This is a genomic window from Streptomyces sp. NBC_00019, from assembly GCF_045041015.1.
Lineage (GTDB): Bacteria > Actinomycetota > Actinomycetes > Streptomycetales > Streptomycetaceae > Streptomyces.
This window is the reverse complement of the sequence record NZ_CP108302.1, coordinates 7,908,961-7,925,292: the sequence shown is the minus strand read 5'-3', so window position 1 is coordinate 7,925,292 and position 16,332 is coordinate 7,908,961. Positions and strand designations below refer to the sequence as shown.

Genomic DNA, 16,332 nt, shown 5'->3' with positions numbered 1-16,332 from the left:
GACTCCGTGATCCCCCGTCCATGACGGCACGGCTCGGGACGCCGGGCAACTTTTCAGAGGAGCTCTTTACCCCGCTCGATCTTGATCACTACGACGGACTCCGGGTCGAATGGAACGATGGACACCGCACTCACCGACGCCTTCCAGGACCTTCCCCCCACCACCCTCGCCGACCTGCTGGGCCGTGCCCAGGTCATGGACATCGGCATCCGCCCGCTGTGGGACGCGCCGCGCGTCGCGGGCCCCGCGTACACGGTGCGCTGCGAGCCGGGCGACAACCTGATGCTGCACGCCGCCATCCATCGCGCCGAGCCCGGTTCGATCGTCGTCGTCGAGTCGGGCGACCTGGACTACGCGCTGGCCGGCGGCAACGTCTGTGCCGTGGCCCGGCGCCGGGGCATCGCCGCCTTCGTGGTCGACGGCCTCGTCCGCGACCTCGCCGAGGTCCGCGAGGCCGCCTTCCCGGTCTTCGCCCGTGGAGTCATCCCGATCCCCGGCACCAAGAAGAAGCTCGGCACCCTCGGCGAACCGGTCCACGTCGGCGGCGTCCTGATCCACCCCGGCGACATCGTGGTCGCCGACGAGGAGGGCATCGTCGTCACGCCCGCGGCCCGCCGGGAGGAGATCCTCACGGCGGCGCGCGCGAAGCTCGCCAAGGAGGCGGAGGAATCCCTGGACACCTGGGAGGCGAACCACCGGGCACGCATCGACGATGCGCTGCGCGAGCTGGGCTTCACCGGCTGACGTCCCCTGGTCTCCCCGGTCCTTCTCTGGTCCTTCCCTACTCCTTACTCCTTACTCCTTCGCGGACTCGGGCTCCTCCGTGAACGACACCGCCAGGGTGGCCTCGAATCCGGTGCCCTTGATCGGGAAGCGCCACACGCCGTCCAGCCCCGGTCCGGCGGCCCGGACCACGCCCGCCGATTCGACACGGGTGGCGGCCTCCAACTCCTCCCGGGTGTCCGTGAGGCGTCCTTCGCCCGTGTGCAGATACAGCGCGGGCTCGTCGCCGTCGTCCGTCAGCAACTGCAGGTAGTACTGCTTGCGGAAGACGACGTTGTCCGAGAACCCGATCCCGAAGGAGTCCCGTTCACCGAGGTACACGTCGAGGCGGAACACCAGGCCCGATGCCCCGTCCGGGGTCGCGGGCCGTACGGTCCGGTCGACCCAGCCCTCCCAGATCAGCCGGCCGGGCCCGGCCCAGCCGGTGGTCCGGTCTCCCGCGGCCGACAGCGGCTCGTTCAACTCCTCTGCCAGAGGGGGCGGTCCATCGGTGAGGTGGTCCGAGTGGAACGGGCCGTAGCAGTTCTCCGCCTCGGGACTCTGATGGAACAGATCGAAGTCGACTCCCCTGGGTTTCACCGAGACCCCGAAGTAGAACTCGCTGCGGCCGAAGAAGTCCTTGCCGCGCAGCACGTCCGCCGATTCGAGGTGCAGCCGCACATGGTGGGTGCCGTGGAAGAACCTCATGGCGATCTCGAACGCCTCGCGCGAGGTGATGAGGGAGTCCGGCCCGCCGTGGCACTTGTGCACGAACGTCCTGGGCGCGCCCGGCAGTTGGGCCGCCGCCTGCTTCACCAGTCCGTCACTGCGGTTGTGGACCAGGTTGCCTTCGTCGGTCAGGCTCACGATCCGGTTCGCCACCGAGGCGATCGCGACCCCGAAGCTGCGGTGGTCCGTCCCCACCACGGTCAGGACGCGCTCGACGGGGAACCAGTCGTCCCAGCGCCTGAACTCCGTGCTCCCCGGATCGAACGCCGCGAGTTCGTCGGCCGCCTCGGCGACCCCCGGCACGTGTTCCACGAGTGCACGCGGCAGCACCTGGAAGGCGATGCCCCGGTGCGGGGTACCGAGCGTCACGATCCGGTGGACCAGTTCCCCCGGGCGCGGCTCCCCCGCCGGGGCAGCGCTCAGCTGCCGGAGCGCGGCCCGTACGACGAGCCCTCCCATGCTGTGCGCCACGATGTCGACACCCGGGAACGGTTCCCCGCCACCGCCGTTCCGGGCGGCGGCGCGCCGAATGATGTCGATCAGTCGTACCAGACCCGCCCCGTACCCCTCGATCGTCCTCGGTTCGAGGTCGTAGTAGCGGTAGATCCACAGCGTCCCGTCCACGCCGTCACGCAGCACACGATCCGCCATGCCCGGATCGAGGACCACGCTCCCGGACAGGAGATCGTCGTCCCAGTCCCACTCACCCGGCGGTGCCGGCAGCGGCCGGGTGTAGTAGCCGACGACGTTCGTGGCGTCCCGGTAAGGATGTTCCAGGTACTTCAACGCCCGCAGCACGAAGCCCTCGTAGATGAAGTTCTCCCCGCGACGGCTGGGATACACGGTCCCTTCGTTGAAGCCCTGGTAGGCATTGCGCCGAACACCACCGACATCCGGTCCGCCGAACCCTCGGACCAGAATCATGGGCCGTACGAAAGCGGTCATCGCGCCCTCCCCGATCGTGAACCTGGGCACCTCCGCAGTCCCGCCCTACCAGAGTCCCGGCCGCGTGAACACACCGGCTTCGGCAACTACGCCCCGAATCAGGCTCGTTCAGGGGCCCATACGCAGAGACCGTGCGCCCGACGACGTACCGACGGCATCCCCTACGGCGCGCCACCTCGCCCCACCGCACCAACCAGCCCTTGCCGCGCGCCGTTCGCGCCAAGACCATGAAGGTGCACCACTCGGGGGGACCCATGAACGACGACCCACAGGCGAGCCGACGCCCACCGGAGCCGACCGCACCTGCCACCCCGGAACCGGGAGAACCCCCCACCCCGGAACCACCCGCCCGCGCACCCCGCCGGCCCAGGGACAGCGCGATACGGGCTGCACTGATCACCGGCGGCTTCGGGCTGGCGCCACTGCTCCTCGGTTTCCTGGGCCTGTCAGCGGCCGTGACGCCGCCGACGGTGGACACGCCGACCCATACGGTGACCGCGACCATCACACAGACGGTGCCGCCATCCCCCGACACCACCAGGACACCGGGGCCAAGCTCGTCGCCCTCCACGACCACGGAGCCCCCTTCCGCCGGGTGGCTGCGCACCTGGCAAGGCCGCGTCACGCTCGTCTCGACCTTCACCGACTTCGATGGCATCCCGCCCGCCCACGGCCTCAGCGACGTGAAGGCCCTCGGATTCGTGGACGGCGTCTACCTCAAGGCCACTGAACCGGGAGACTTCGCCAAGGTGACACCCAGCGCTTCGCCGCCAACGGCCGACTCCTGCCTGTCCCTCATCGACGCGACCAACGACCGGACCAACCGCCTGCCTGTCGTCAAGGGCGACCGCGTCTGCCTGCGGACCAACATCGGCCGCATAGTCCTGCTCGACATCCAGGACACCATCGTCCGAGGGGAGGACAACAGCAGCGCGACCGCGGAGGTGACCGTGTGGACGGGATCCGCGACGAGGTCCTAGGCCCGGGCGAGGATGTTCGGACCGAATCCGGCCATTCCCCACCTTGCCCCACCCATGATCGGCACAATGCTGTTGTGGCTGACTACACGGAGCTGACCCTCACGGACGGGGCGACCGTCCGATTGGAGCTGGCCGCGGTCGGTGATCCTCCCGCCGCCGACTCCCCCTGCACGACGGAGGAGTTACCGGACGGCTTCGGCACCGAGGTGCCCGTGGGCACCGGCCGAGGGCGGATGGCTACTCTCGCGACCGACGCTCTGCGGACTGTGCTCAGTCCTCTCGGGCCGCTTCTTCAGGAGGTCCACGATTCGGTCTGCGCCATCACCGATCCGCCGGACGAGATCAGCGTCGTGTTCGGTGTCCAGATAGGCCAGGACCTGAAGATCGGCATCGTGGGAGCCCAGGGCCAGGCCGCGATGACCGTCTCGGCGACCTGGCGGACAGACCGACCACAGGGCTGAGTCATGGGATGGTTCCGTCCGAGCGGCGCTCCCGCTCCCGTCGTCTCCGTACTGCGCCGGGGCGAGGCCAGGGCGGCCGGTGCCGCCGCCCTCATCTCCCGCCACCGGGTACTGACCTGCGCCCACGTCGTCAACGACGCGCTGGGGCGGGACGACCTCCTGGCCCCGGACCACCCGCCCGCCGTGGACATCGCCCTCGTGTTCCGCCATGGGCACGAGGCTCCTCAACAGCGCATCGCACGGGTGTCGTTGTGGATCTCACCGCCGGGCCGCACCGCTGCCTGGTCGGGCGGCGATCTGGCCGTTCTGGAACTCGCCGAGGCCGCCCCCGAATGGTTGACACCCGTCAGCTGGGGTGAAATGGCCGAAGGCCAGCCATTGCGAGCCTGGCACGGCAGCGGGCAGCGGATCACCTACGCCGACACCGAAGTGAAACTGTGCGACGGCCGAATCGCCTACCTCGACGCGCCGCTGACGGGTGCGGCCATCGGGCCGGGGTACAGCGGCGGTCCTCTCTGGTCGCGGGAACAGCCGGTGGCCGTGGGGCTGGTGGCGGCGCATGTCATGCCGGACGGAACTCCCTTCGACGGGCAGCGGACGGTGCGCCGCAGCCGTGCCCTGCCGTGGCAGGCCGTGCGCGACGAGTTGGTCAGGGCCGGGGCCTCGGACGTACTGGAGGAGTGCTCGGTCCTGCCCGCCGCCTCGGCGCCCACCCGGGCCGAGGAAGACCTCCTGCCCCTGCTGTGGCCGCTGCTCGCGGACCCCGCCACGCGGGCGGACCATGCCCGCACACTGGCGCGGCACCTCGGCTACACGGTGCCCGACGACGACTCGGCGCCGCCTGTCGCCGAGCTCGCGGCCCTGCTGTCGACCCACAGTCGGGCGCTGGCGACCCTCAGTGAGTCGCTGGCTCCGGGCCTGGCGGACGACAAGGCGCGGACCGCGCTGACCCGTCTCCTCTTGCACGGCCGGTTCTCCGGCACCGCCTCGTTGCTGTCGGTGGGCGAACACCACCGGCTCCTGGCGGAGTTACGAGAGATCGTCGAGGCCGATCCCACACTGATACCGCGCGCGGCCCGGGAAGCCCTGCGATTCACTCCGCTGCCCGAGGTCCTGCACTCGGTCCGGTTGCCCGTCGACGACATCGCACTCGCCGTCGGGGAGTTGGAGGCCGTTTCGGACAGCGCTCCGGTGCCGGCCGGGACGCCGCAGGTGCCGGCCCTGCTGTATCTCGTCGAGTGCGTCGCCGCGGCCGCAGGCGGACCCGCGGAAGCCGAGCTACGGGGATGGAACGAGCGGGTGACCGAGCGCCTCGGCATCCACCCGTCCGCTCTCGCGCAACGCCGTTTCGACGCCCTCCGCTGGGCCGCCCACCGCCCCTCGCCGGTCTGCAACATCCAAGTACGGCTGTACCGGAACACCAGCGATCCCGAGGGGGAGTTCCGGTGCAAGCTCTGGCTCCTCCGCAATGACGGCCCACCGACTCCGCTCCCCTCCTCGGAGAGCACACCGCGAACGGCCGAGGAGGTCGCGAGGCTCGTCCGGGACGCGATCGACGGCATCCGGACGGAACCCGGCCAGGAGCACCATGCCCCCCGCGTGACCGCCGTCGTGGACCGCGGAGGGCTGCACCTGCCCGTCGACGAGTGGAACCCGGGCCCGCACAACACGTTCGTTCCCGGCCTGCCGATCGGTGCGGCCTTCCAACTCACGCTGAGCTGCCCGGAGATGAGCGACCTGGTGCGCACCCGGGACGCCGAGCAACACCGCCGATGGGCGAGCGGCCACGGAACACCCCTGATAGTCAACCCCGACTGCAGCCCCGAGCGCCTCACCCTGCTGCTGCAGCACAGTCACCGCGACACCGTCCAGGTCGTGTTGCACGGGCCCCCCGGCGATCGGGCCCGATTTCTGGAACTGTGCCTCGCGCTGGGCGTCCCAGTGGTGCTGTGGGACCGCACGGCGGAAGACCACCAGCACGCGTCCCGGCTCGACCCGGTGCAGCCCACCGGGCCACTGCACGGTCTGCCCGAGCGGGTGAGGGGCTTCCGGGGAGATGCCTTCGGCGACTCGCCCCGGCACCCGGCCAGACCGTCACTGGTATGGGAGGACACGGACCCGTCCCCGACAGCCGGGCTGCAACTGCTGGACCCCTCGGAAGGAAACACTCCCGCATGACAGCGACTGACACCGGAACGAATACCTCGGACGACGGCTGGCGGCTGTTCCGAGGTAACGGAACACATCGCGATGTAGCCATCCCCCAAGCCCCACCGTGGCGCCGGTTCACCCCGTCCCAGCAGAACTCCGCCCTGCCTACGCCCTACCTCATCGGTGCGGCCGAGGCCGACGTCGTGAACGCGGCCCTTCACCTGCGTCGGCCATTGCTGGTGACGGGATATCCGGGCACCGGCAAGTCCTCCCTGGCGTATGCCGTGGCGCACGAACTCGGCCTCGGCCGCCTTCTGCACTGGCCCATCAACAGCCGCTCGACCCTGCAGGAGGCCCTGTACCGCTACGACGCCGTCGCCCGGCTCCGTGAGGCGAACCTGCGCCGTGACCGTCACGACACCGAGCCCGGGATCGGCAGTTACGTCCGTCTCGGCCCCCTGGGCACCGCCCTGGTCCCCCGCGACCGGCCCCGGGTACTGCTGGTCGACGAGTTGGACAAGGGGGACGTGGATCTGCCCAACGACCTGCTGACCGTCTTCGAGGAGGGCGAGTTCGAGGTGCCGGAACTCGCCAGGCTGACGGAGGAAGAGTCCACGGTCCAGGTCCTGACCGACGACCCGGACGACCAGGTTCCGGTCGTCCGGGGCAGAGTCCGCTGCACGGAGTTCCCCGTCGTGGTCATCACCAGCAACGGCGAGCGCGAATTCCCTCCGGCATTCCTCCGGCGCTGTATCCGACTCGATCTGCCCGAGCCGGACGAGCAGCGATTGCGCGACATCGTCGAGGCGCATCTGGGAGCCGCCGCTCTGGAGGATGTCGACGATCTGGTGCGGGAGTTCCTGGGGAGGCGCGCTCCCGGTGAGCTGGCCACCGACCAACTGCTGAACGCGGTCTTCCTCCGCAAGGGAGGGGTGGATCTCGATGCCGACGGCCTGTTGAACGCCGTACTGCACCGACTCGGCCGGGCGGTGTAGCGGCGTGCCGGGCCGACTGCGGCGGGTGCTGGCCGACAGCGAGGTGGAGCTCTCCGACGAGGAGCTGCTGGATGTTCTGTGGCTGGCCGCACGCCTGCCGCAGGACGAGGCTCCGCTGGTACGGGCGCTGCGACACGCGCACTCCGCTCCCCCCGGTCTCTCCGAGGAGCATCCGCCGTCAGCCGCGGACGGTGCCGGCACGCCGCCGGATCCGCCCTCACTTCCTTCCGAGGACGCATCGCAACGGCCCGGCGAACCGCTGCACGCCTCGGGCACGCGCGGAGCCTCGAGCCTCGAGGCTCGGAGTCGCCCCGGGCTATCGGCCCAGTCCGTGCGGGCGCCCGGGAAGAAGTCCCTCGGAACCGACGAACTTCGACTCGGCAGAGCCCTGCGGCCACTGAAACAGCGGCTGCCGGACCTCCGCAGGCAAGAACTGGACGAGACCCGCACCGTCACCGCCATGGCCGAGACGGGACTGCCCGACCCCGTACTGCGCCCCGCGCGCACCCGCTGGCTCAGCCTCGCCCTGCTGGTGGACGACGGCGTCTCCATGCTGCTCTGGCAGCGCCTGGCTTCGGAGCTGCGGGCGCTGCTGGAACGCAGTGGCGCGTTCCGCGGCCTTCGTGTGTACGGCCTGGACAGCAGGGGTCCGAAGGCCCCCGTGCTGCGCGGTCGCCCGTACAGCGACGACGGTGTGCCCCTACCGCCGTCCATCGTGAACGATCCCACCGGAAACACTCTGGTCCTCATCGTCAGCGACGGCGTGGGCATGGCCTGGCAGGACGGACGAATGGGGAAAGCGGCACGGGCCTGGGCACGGCAGGGACCCACAGCGATCGTCCATGCCCTGCCCACCCGCCTGTGGCAGGGGTCGGGCATCCGGGCCCAGCAGTGGCAGGTGACCACCCGGCATCGTGGCGGGCCGACCACTGCCTGGCAGGTGACGGATCCTGTGCTGCCCGCGGACCTGGTGTCCTACGAAAGCGTCCCGGTTCCGGTCCTGGAGCCGGAGCCGACGGCTGTGGGACTGTGGGCGCGCGTGGTCGCGTCGCCGGGCACCACCGTCACGTTGCCCCTGCTGGCGGACGGCGCACTGCCCGCCGCACGCCCGTACGCCGACACCCGGCAGACCGACACCCGGGACGCCGTGCTGCGTTTCCGCCATGCGGCGTCGCCGGAGGCCTACCGGCTGGCGGCCCATCTCGCGGCGGTCGCGCCCGTGTCGGTGCCGGTCATGCGTCTGGTGCAGGCCGCGTTGGGCCCGCCGACGGATATCGGGCACCTCGCGGAAGTCCTGCTCGGTGGGCTGATGCGGCGTGCCGACCCTGCCGACCCCGCCCAGCCGGCCCGGCATCGTGCCTTCGACTTCTCCGAGGAGGCCCGGCAGATCCTGCTGGGGACGGTGCCGGCGCACGAGCTGCTGCGCAACACCGCCGCCATCACGGACCAGCTCGGCCGGCTGATCGGCCGCTCACCGGACTTCCCGGCCTGGCTCGCCCACCCCGACGGCCCTGACCGCCTGAGCGACGACAGCCGGCCCTTCACCTGGCTGGACACCCGGTTGACGACACGACTGGGCGTGCGTCCCACGGCCACCCGGCCCCTGGCCGAGTCCGAGAGCACGTCGGAGGCGCGGTCCGTCGTGCCGCACACCCCACCGGCGGCCCACGATCCCAGGCTGGTCCAGGGCCGGTACCGGCTGCTCGATCTGATCGGGCGCGGCGGCATGGGCGAGGTGTGGCGGGCGCGCGACGAGTCGCTGGGCCGCCATGTCGCCGTCAAGCGGCTCAAGCCGCTGGGTCCGTCCCATGACCAGTCCTTCATCCGGGTGCTGCGCGAGCGGTTCCGCCGCGAGGCCCGGGTGGCCGCCGCCCTCCAGCACCGTGGGGTCACCGTCGTCCATGACTTCGGAGAGTCCGACGGAATCCTCTACCTCGTCATGGAGTTGCTGAAGGGCCGCAACCTTAGCCGGCTCCTGAAAGACCACGAGGAGCATCGGCTGCCGATCGCCGAAGTCGAGGAGATCGCCGAGCAGACGGCCAAGGCCCTGGCATACGCGCACGCCCAGGGCATCGTCCACCGCGACCTCAAGCCCGCGAACATCATGCGGCTGACCGACGGCACGGTGAAGATCTGCGACTTCGGCATCGCCCGCCTCGGCCGCGACATCGGCTTCACCTCCCGGCTCACCGGCACCGGCATCACCATGGGCACCCCGCACTACATGTCGCCGGAGCAGATCGGCGGCTCCGAGGTCGACCAGCGCAGCGACCTGTACTCGCTGGGGTGCGTGCTGTACGAGATCGCCACCGGGGTACCCCCGTTCGACCTCGACGACGCCTGGGCGGTCCTCGTCGGCCACCGCGACACCCCGCCCCGGCCACCGCGCAGCCTCCGACCCGACATGCCCGAGTACCTCGACAGACTCATCCTCGACCTGCTGGCCAAACAGCCCGAACACCGCCCGCACGACGCCGACGAGTTGAGCCATCGCATCCGGGTCGGACGCACCATGCCCGCCTCGGTCCAGAGTGCGGAGGACGAGTCCGCGTCGGACGCGCCACGGCTCCCGTCCTGGGCTCGAGGCATGACCGCCGGGCACCAGGCCATGAGCACGGAACCGGGCGCCACACCGCCGGACGACACAAGGGAGATCTCAAGACAGTGGACCTCGGGGCAGACCCCCCATCCCGTGCGTCATCCCGTGCCCGCCGGCCGCCAGTCGGCGACGGCCGAACGTCTCACCCCGTCCCCGGAGGCGCTCACCACCCTGACCGGACGGCACAACACGGGGCTCAGCCTTGGCCGGCTGGGCCGCTGGTCGGAGGCCGGTGAGGTGCACCGCGCGGTGGCCGCCGAGCGCGAGCACCTGCTCGGCCCCGACCACCCGGACACCCTCGGCAGCCGCTACGAGGTCGCCTTCACCCTCTCCCGCACCGGGCGGCCCGCCGACGCCCTGACCGAGTACACCCACGTCGCCCGGTCCAGGGAGCGACTGCTCGGCCCGGACCACCCCGACACCCTGGCCGCCCGTCAGGAAATGGCGTACGTGCTGGGCCAGTTGGGCCGTCACTTCGAGGCCCACGAGGTCTACACGTCCGTCCTCGCCGCCCGTGAGCGCACGATGGGCTCCGACCACCCCGACACTCTGCGCTGCCGCCACAACCTCGCCTTCAACCTCAGCCGGCTCGGCCGCCTGGAGGACTCCTACCGCATGGCCTGCGACGTCGCGGCGGCCCGCGCCCGCGTCCTGGGACCCGCCCACCCCGACACCCTGGTCACCCGCTACGAAGTCGCCTATGCGCTGGGCCAGTTGGGACGCTGGGCCGAGGCTCTCCAGACCTACCGCGAGGTCGCCGAGGCCCGTGCCCAGGCCCTGGGCACCGACCACCCCGACACCCTCGGCGCCCGCTACGAGGTCGGCATCAGCCTCGGCCGCCTCGGCCGCAGCACGGAGGCGCTCCAGCTCTACCGCGACCTGATCGACGACCGCACCCGCGTCCACGGCCCCGACCATCCGGAGACCCTTCGCGCCCGCCACGGCCTGGGCGTCAACCTCGGCCGCCTCGGCCGCTGGGAGGAGGCCCTCGCCGAGTCCCGCGACGTGTACGCCATCCGCGAGAGCGCGCTGGGACCCGATCACCCCGACACCCTGGTCAGCCGCCGCGAGGTCGCCGTGGGCCTGGGCTGGCTGGGCCGCTGGGCCGACGCCCTCACCGAGTACCGCAGAGTCGCCGCCGCCCGCGAACGCGTCCTCGGCGCCGACCACCCCGACACCCTCGCCAGCCGCAACGACGAGGGCCACTGCCTGGAACAGCTCGGGCGCGGGGAGGAAGCGGTGGAGCTCTACCGGCAGGTGGCGGCACTGCGCCGGCAGGGGCACAGCGCCTAGCCGCAAGCCGTCGGCCCTCGTCCGGCGTCAACGCAGCTCCTCGCGCGGCTGGGCCGGCGTCCGTGCCGGCGGACCGTCCGCACGGTGACGTCACGGGCCCGTCGATCACCGATCACGTCCACCGGGATCAAGAACAGCCCGATCGAGCACCGAGCCCGCGCGGAGCTGATCGCAAGAAAACGGCTGCTGTCCGCTTCGGACATCACCGACTCCCCATCGCGGGCGGCTCGTTGATCGAGGGGACGTATCCGGCTCCTCGTCACAAGGCAGGCTCAGGGCTTCATGGCAACCATCACCACCATCGAACTCGACGACGGCTCGCTGCTGCGGGTGGAGACCGCGACACCGACCGGCACACCACGGACGCCCTCCGATGCGTACGAGCCCATCGGCCGGCCACGCCCCGCGGAGACCGTGGCGAGCGCCGCCGACACCCTGCGCGACGCGGTGGACCGGGTGCGCCCGGCCGTCCAGGACGTGGTCGACTCGCTGCGTGCGATGCCGCGCAGGCCGGACCGGATCACCTTGGAGTTCGGGGTGAAGGTGACCGCCGAGGCCGGTGTGGTGCTCGCCAGGACGGCCGCGGAGGCGCACTTCACCGTGGGCGTGGAGTGGGAGACCACGGGTGGACGGGGCGGATCCGGTGAGGTCTGACGGTCTTCCCCCCGAGGCCCGCTACGAACGGGGCGCGGCCCGGGTGTTCGGCCCGGACGGGGCGGTCGCGGGAGCGGGTTTCCTCATTGGCGAACGGCTGGTGTGCACCTGCGCCCACGTCGTCCAGGAAGACGACGGCAGCCGCCCGGACCGACCGGTCACCGTCGACTTCCCGCTGCTCGCGGGGGCCGAGGCGGGCCCTCCGGTCACCGCCGAGGTCGTGTCCTGGCGGCCGGAGGACGATGTCGCGCTCCTGCGCCTGGCTCTCCCGGTGGGCGGCACGGAACCGCTGCCGTTCGTGGACGACGGGAGCGACGAGTGGGGCGGGGAGATCCGCTCCTTCGGCTTCCCCGAGGACGCGCCACGAGGCGTGAACGCCACCGGAGTGCTGCGCGGCCGCCAGCGGGCCGACCGGCTCCAGCTCGACCTCGCCGCCCACGGGGTGCCGATCGGCCAGGGGTTCAGCGGGGCCGCCGTATGGGACGTACGACGGCAGGCCGTGGTCGGGATGCTCGTCACGCGCGGACGGTACGGGCTCAGCGGCACCGCGTATCTGATTCCCGTGGACCGGTTGCTCGACACGGAGACGCACGTGGCGTGCCCCTTCCGCGGTCTGGGCCGGTTCGAGGAACAGGACGCCCCGCACTTCCACGGCCGTGCGCCGGAGGTGCGAACGCTCGTGGAAGCGGTCGGCTCACGTCCGCTCACCGTGCTCGCCGGCCCCTCCGGCAGCGGGAAGTCGTCCCTGCTCAGGGCCGGTCTGCTGGCCGAACTGCGACGCCGGGGAACACCGTCCGCGCTGCGCGTACCTCAGCCCGCCACGGAACCGGCCGGTGCCGCGCTCGGGCACGCGGACGCCTGGGTCGGCGAGGCCGTCGTGGCCGCCTGGCACGCGGCCGCACCGGACACCACGGCCCGCCGGGAGCGCCTCGACGCCGTGCTCGAAGCCTGTGCCGGGCCGGAGAGCGCGCGCATCGCCCTGCGCGGCCGGCTCCGCGACGAACTCGGGCCGTCCGGAGCCGTGCTCCTGCTCGACCAGTTCGAGGAGCACGCCGCCGAGGACCCGCGGGCGGCGCTCCGGGTCTTCCGGACGTTGTCGGCGCTGACCGCCGCTCCCGATCCGGCACAGGGCGGCGGTCTGCGCGTCGTACTGACGGCGCGGCCCGCCACGCTGGAATCGCTCACCGCCGCCGACACGTCCGCGTCCCTGAGCCGAGCGGTCACGTTCCTGGCCCCGATGACGCCCGAAGCGCTGGCCCTCACGGTCGACGAACCGGTCAGGTCCGTCCCTGGACTCCGCCTTCAGGACGGACTGAGCGCCCGCCTCGTACGCGACGCCGCTGGGGAACCGGGCTGTCTGCCGCTGCTGCAGTTCACCCTCACCGAGCTGTGGCGCCGCAAGAAGGCCCATACGCTCACGCACTCCGCGTACGAGGAGATCGGCGGCGTCGGAGGGGCGCTGGCCTCGTACGCCGACGAAGCCCTCACCGCGTGCCTTGCGCGGAGCGACGTACCGGAGGCGGCCGCCCAGCGGCTCTTCCAGCGGCTGGCCCGTCCGGACGGACAGGGCGGCTTCACCCGGCGGTCGGTGGCGACCGGCCAACTACCCGCCGATCAGGCGGGGTTGGCCCTCGGTTTGGCCGGGCGGCGCCTCCTCGTGTGGGACGTCGTGGAGACAGCGGGCCCCGGGGATCCGGGTGGCGCCGTGCAGGTCGTGCACGAGGCCCTGCTGCACAAGTGGCCGCGCCTCGCCGAGTGGTTGCGGGACGACGCCGGGTTCTGCGAGTGGCAGGAGCGCACGGCACGGGACGCGGCCGAATGGGAGGCCCGCGGCCGGCCGGCCGGACTGCTGCCGCACGGGGTGCGGTTGGCCCAGGGGCTGGAGTGGCTGACCGGCCGCCCCGACGACCTCACGACGGCGGAACGGGCCTACCTGGAGGCGGGCCGGCGACGGCAGCGACGCGGACTGCGGCGGCTGTGGGGTGTCACGGGCCTGGTCACCGCACTGGCGGTGCTGGCCTCGGGCCTCGCGGTCAACTCGTACCGTGCCCACCAACGGGACCTCGCGGAGCTGCGGACGGCCGCTTCCACCGAGTTGAGCGAACTCACCGGTGAGACGGCCGAGGGTTCACCGGACAGCGCATTCCGCTACGCGGCGGGCGCGTGGACCATGCGACACACACCCCAGGCTCAACGCGCGCTGTTCCAGCAGTACGTCCGGGCGCGGGACACCACCGCCTCGTACAGCGGGTTGTGGCGGGGCGCGGCCCGTACGACCCGGGCGACACCGGACGGCCGAACCCTGGTGGTGGTGTCCCAGCCGAACGGCAGGGCCGATTCGGAGGCGACCGTCGTGACCGGTGCCCTCGACGCGAGACCACGGGCCCTGCGGCTGCGGGATTTCCCCACGGGCCTTGTCGTGGGCGGCTACGACGACGCCTTGAGCGACGACGGCCGACGCTACGCGCTGGCGACGACGGACGGCCGGGTCCTGCTCTGGAACCTCACCGACCGTGTCCCCCGCCCGCGCACCCTGTCGGGCCCCCTGGCCGCCCGCGGCGATGTGTACAAGTCCTCTGTCGACTTCTCCGACGACGGCAGGCGCCTGCTGCACTTCCACGCCTTCCAGAAGCCGAGCCCCGAGGACGCCGGCCGGCACGCACGCGTACGGCTGTGGGACCCGGGGACCGGTCGGCCCCTTCCCGCGTCCCAGCGGTCGGTCGCCCGGGACAGGCCGAGCCGGGCCTGGCTGTTGGGGACGGGTGACCGAATCGCCGTCGCCGTCACGCGCAAGGCGCGCGATGGAGAGAACGGCGCCTACGACTACCTCGGCGTCCACACCGTCCGCTCCGGCGAGCGAGTGCGTCCGCTGTACGGGCCGATGGTGTGGCTCTACCCGGGGATTCACGCAAGCCGGGGGCACGGTGTCTGGTTGACCGCGGACGGCGTCCACCGCTGGTACGAGTTGGCCCCCGGGCCGCATCAGCCGAGCGGCACGATCGACGGAGCGGTCGGCCAGCCGGATCTGACGGGCACGCACCTGTACGACGAACAGGCCACCCTCGCGTCACCGGGCGGCGACCACCGGCGCGTCACGTTCCTGGACGCCCGGGGCGGCCGCCGCTACTGGGCGGCCACGCTGCCGGGCAAGGCCTCCGCCCAGGACATCGCGGTGGTCGGCAGGAACGACGAACCACGCACCGTGCTCACCACCGTGGGCGACTCCCTGATCCGGGTGCGCCCGGTACCGGTGCCCCCGCCCGCCCGGAGCGTCTCCTCCCCCTGGGGCACCGCCTTCGCCCTGGCGCCGGACGGCTCGCGCGCCGCGAGGGTGCAGCAGGGCAGGCTCGAGGTGCTGGGCCCGGGTGCCCGTCTGCGCGGCACACGCCTGCCCGCCCTCAAGCGGGAACTGAACCATCCGCTGCGGATGCTCTGGGCCACCCGGGACGGCAAGGACACGCTGCTGCTCTGGGCGAGGAACATGAAGTACGCGCTCCTGTACGACGTGGACACCCTGGCCTCCCCCGCGCGGGTCACGTGGAACTGCGGGCGCCCCGGCGGCCCGGACTGGAACACACCGGAGGACGTGGTCCGGACGGCCGACGGAGAGATCGTCCTGCTCTGCCTCAACAGCGCACTGGTCCGGCTGGATGCCCGCACCGGACTCCAGAGCGGCGGCCCCGTCCCCGTGGAGCCCGCCTCCCCGTCGGGCAACGAAGCCTGGGGCGGGCAGCTCACCGCGCGGCCGGGCCACCCGGACCAGGTGGCGGTGGTCACGCAGGAGTGGGGCGAGAACGGCCGGATCGAGGTGTGGGACGTGCGCAGGGGTACCCGGCTGTCCCGGCTGGAAGGCGCCCCGCTCGCCTACGCCTCGGACGACTTCGACCGGCTCACGGTCTTCACCCCGGACGGCGACCGGCTCGCCGCCCGCGGCGAGGACCGCCGGGTGGAGTGGTGGCAGGTGGACGAGGAGCGCGGTACGGGACGCACTGGTCGCCTGGAGGAGGTGAGCAGCCTGCTGGGCGTCGCGGAGGACGGGACGCTGGTCGCCGACCTGTACGGGGACATCGCGCTGTTCTCTCCCCGGAGCGGCAGGCTCCTGGGCCGCGTCGGACTCCCGTCCTCTCCGCTGAGCGCCTGGCAGCTGAAGGGCGACACCCTGCGCCTCACGAACGGGGACTACGACACCCTGACCCTGCGCCTGTCACCCGCCCACTGGCACGACACCCTCTGCTCCGCGGCCCCCGGCGCCTACAGCCCCGCCCAGCGCACGGGCCCACGCCTGCGCCAGGCTCGGGACACACCGTGCCCGAACCGCTGACGCCGCGACCCGTCGGATCAGCCCTCGTCCGGCGTCAACCGCAACGAGATGCTGTTGATGCAGTACCGCTGATCCGTCGGGGTGGCATACCCCTCCCCCTCGAACACATGCCCAAGGTGCGACCCGCACCGGGCACACCGCACCTCGGTCCGCACCATGCCGTGGGACCGGTCGGACACCAGCTCCACGGCGTCGGTGTCCTTCGGGTCGTAGAAGGAGGGCCAGCCGCAGTGGGACTCGAACTTCGTGGTGGAGGTGAAGAGCTCGGCGCCGCAGGCGCGGCAGGAGTAGACGCCCGTCGCCTTGGTGTCGGTGTACTCACCGGTGAAGGCGGGCTCCGTGGCGGCCTGGCGCAGGACGGCGTACTCGGCCGGCTTCAGCTCCGCACGCCACTGCTCGTCCGGCTTTTCGACGTCGTACGACATGTTGCTCAGCCCCTATC

The 16,332-nt window shown here is 71.8% G+C and carries 10 protein-coding genes and 1 pseudogene; 9 read left to right on the top strand and 2 right to left on the bottom strand.

What is annotated here, in order from left to right; all coding sequences use genetic code 11:
- Positions 1 to 117 precede the first annotated feature (117 nt).
- Entirely contained in the window at positions 118 to 744 is a 627-nt protein-coding gene (locus OHU89_RS37170) for an RraA family protein (protein ID WP_405649328.1), read from the top strand.
- Between the two features lie 51 nt (positions 745 to 795).
- On the opposite strand, the gene OHU89_RS37165 is transcribed toward OHU89_RS37170, so the two are convergent.
- On the bottom strand, positions 796 to 2,436 hold the full coding sequence (locus OHU89_RS37165) for an esterase/lipase family protein (protein ID WP_405649327.1): 1,641 nt from the start codon (positions 2,434 to 2,436) through the stop codon (positions 796 to 798).
- Between the two features lie 254 nt (positions 2,437 to 2,690).
- On the opposite strand from OHU89_RS37165, the gene OHU89_RS37160 reads away from it, so the two are divergent.
- From OHU89_RS37160 to OHU89_RS37125, 8 genes and pseudogenes are all read left to right on the top strand, one after another.
- Entirely contained in the window at positions 2,691 to 3,416 is a 726-nt protein-coding gene (locus OHU89_RS37160) for a hypothetical protein (RefSeq protein ID WP_405649326.1), read from the top strand.
- A gap of 74 nt (positions 3,417 to 3,490) precedes the next feature.
- Positions 3,491 to 3,877, top strand: coding sequence for a CU044_2847 family protein (locus tag OHU89_RS37155; protein WP_405649325.1), 387 nt, complete (start codon positions 3,491 to 3,493; stop codon positions 3,875 to 3,877).
- A gap of 3 nt (positions 3,878 to 3,880) precedes the next feature.
- Positions 3,881 to 6,055, top strand: coding sequence for a trypsin-like peptidase domain-containing protein (locus OHU89_RS37150; protein WP_405649324.1), 2,175 nt, complete (start codon positions 3,881 to 3,883; stop codon positions 6,053 to 6,055).
- Positions 6,052 to 7,023 carry an AAA family ATPase gene (locus OHU89_RS37145; RefSeq protein WP_405649323.1) on the top strand — a complete coding sequence of 324 codons (972 nt, stop codon included), beginning with the start codon at positions 6,052 to 6,054 and terminating at the stop codon, positions 7,021 to 7,023. The genes OHU89_RS37150 and OHU89_RS37145 overlap by 4 nt, the downstream gene beginning before the upstream one ends.
- Before the next feature lie 4 nt (positions 7,024 to 7,027).
- Positions 7,028 to 8,470, top strand: a pseudogene (locus tag OHU89_RS37140) (SAV_2336 N-terminal domain-related protein); the annotation flags it as partial.
- Positions 8,471 to 8,665: 195 nt separating this feature from the next.
- The gene (locus tag OHU89_RS37135) at positions 8,666 to 10,915 is read left to right on the top strand and encodes a tetratricopeptide repeat protein (RefSeq protein WP_405654814.1); all 2,250 of its coding nucleotides are present in this window, start codon (positions 8,666 to 8,668) and stop codon (positions 10,913 to 10,915) included.
- Between the two features lie 282 nt (positions 10,916 to 11,197).
- The gene (locus OHU89_RS37130) at positions 11,198 to 11,569 is read left to right on the top strand and encodes a CU044_2847 family protein (protein ID WP_405649322.1); all 372 of its coding nucleotides are present in this window, start codon (positions 11,198 to 11,200) and stop codon (positions 11,567 to 11,569) included.
- The gene (locus OHU89_RS37125; protein WP_405649321.1) at positions 11,559 to 15,890 is read left to right on the top strand and encodes a trypsin-like peptidase domain-containing protein; all 4,332 of its coding nucleotides are present in this window, start codon (positions 11,559 to 11,561) and stop codon (positions 15,888 to 15,890) included. Before OHU89_RS37130 ends, OHU89_RS37125 begins: the two co-directional genes overlap by 11 nt.
- Before the next feature lie 17 nt (positions 15,891 to 15,907).
- Here OHU89_RS37125 and msrB read toward each other — a convergent pair whose 3' ends face one another.
- Positions 15,908 to 16,315: a peptide-methionine (R)-S-oxide reductase MsrB gene (gene msrB, locus OHU89_RS37120; protein ID WP_266886828.1), complete on the bottom strand. Its 408-nt coding sequence runs from the start codon at positions 16,313 to 16,315 to the stop codon at positions 15,908 to 15,910.
- Between the last annotated feature and the right edge of the window lie 17 nt (positions 16,316 to 16,332).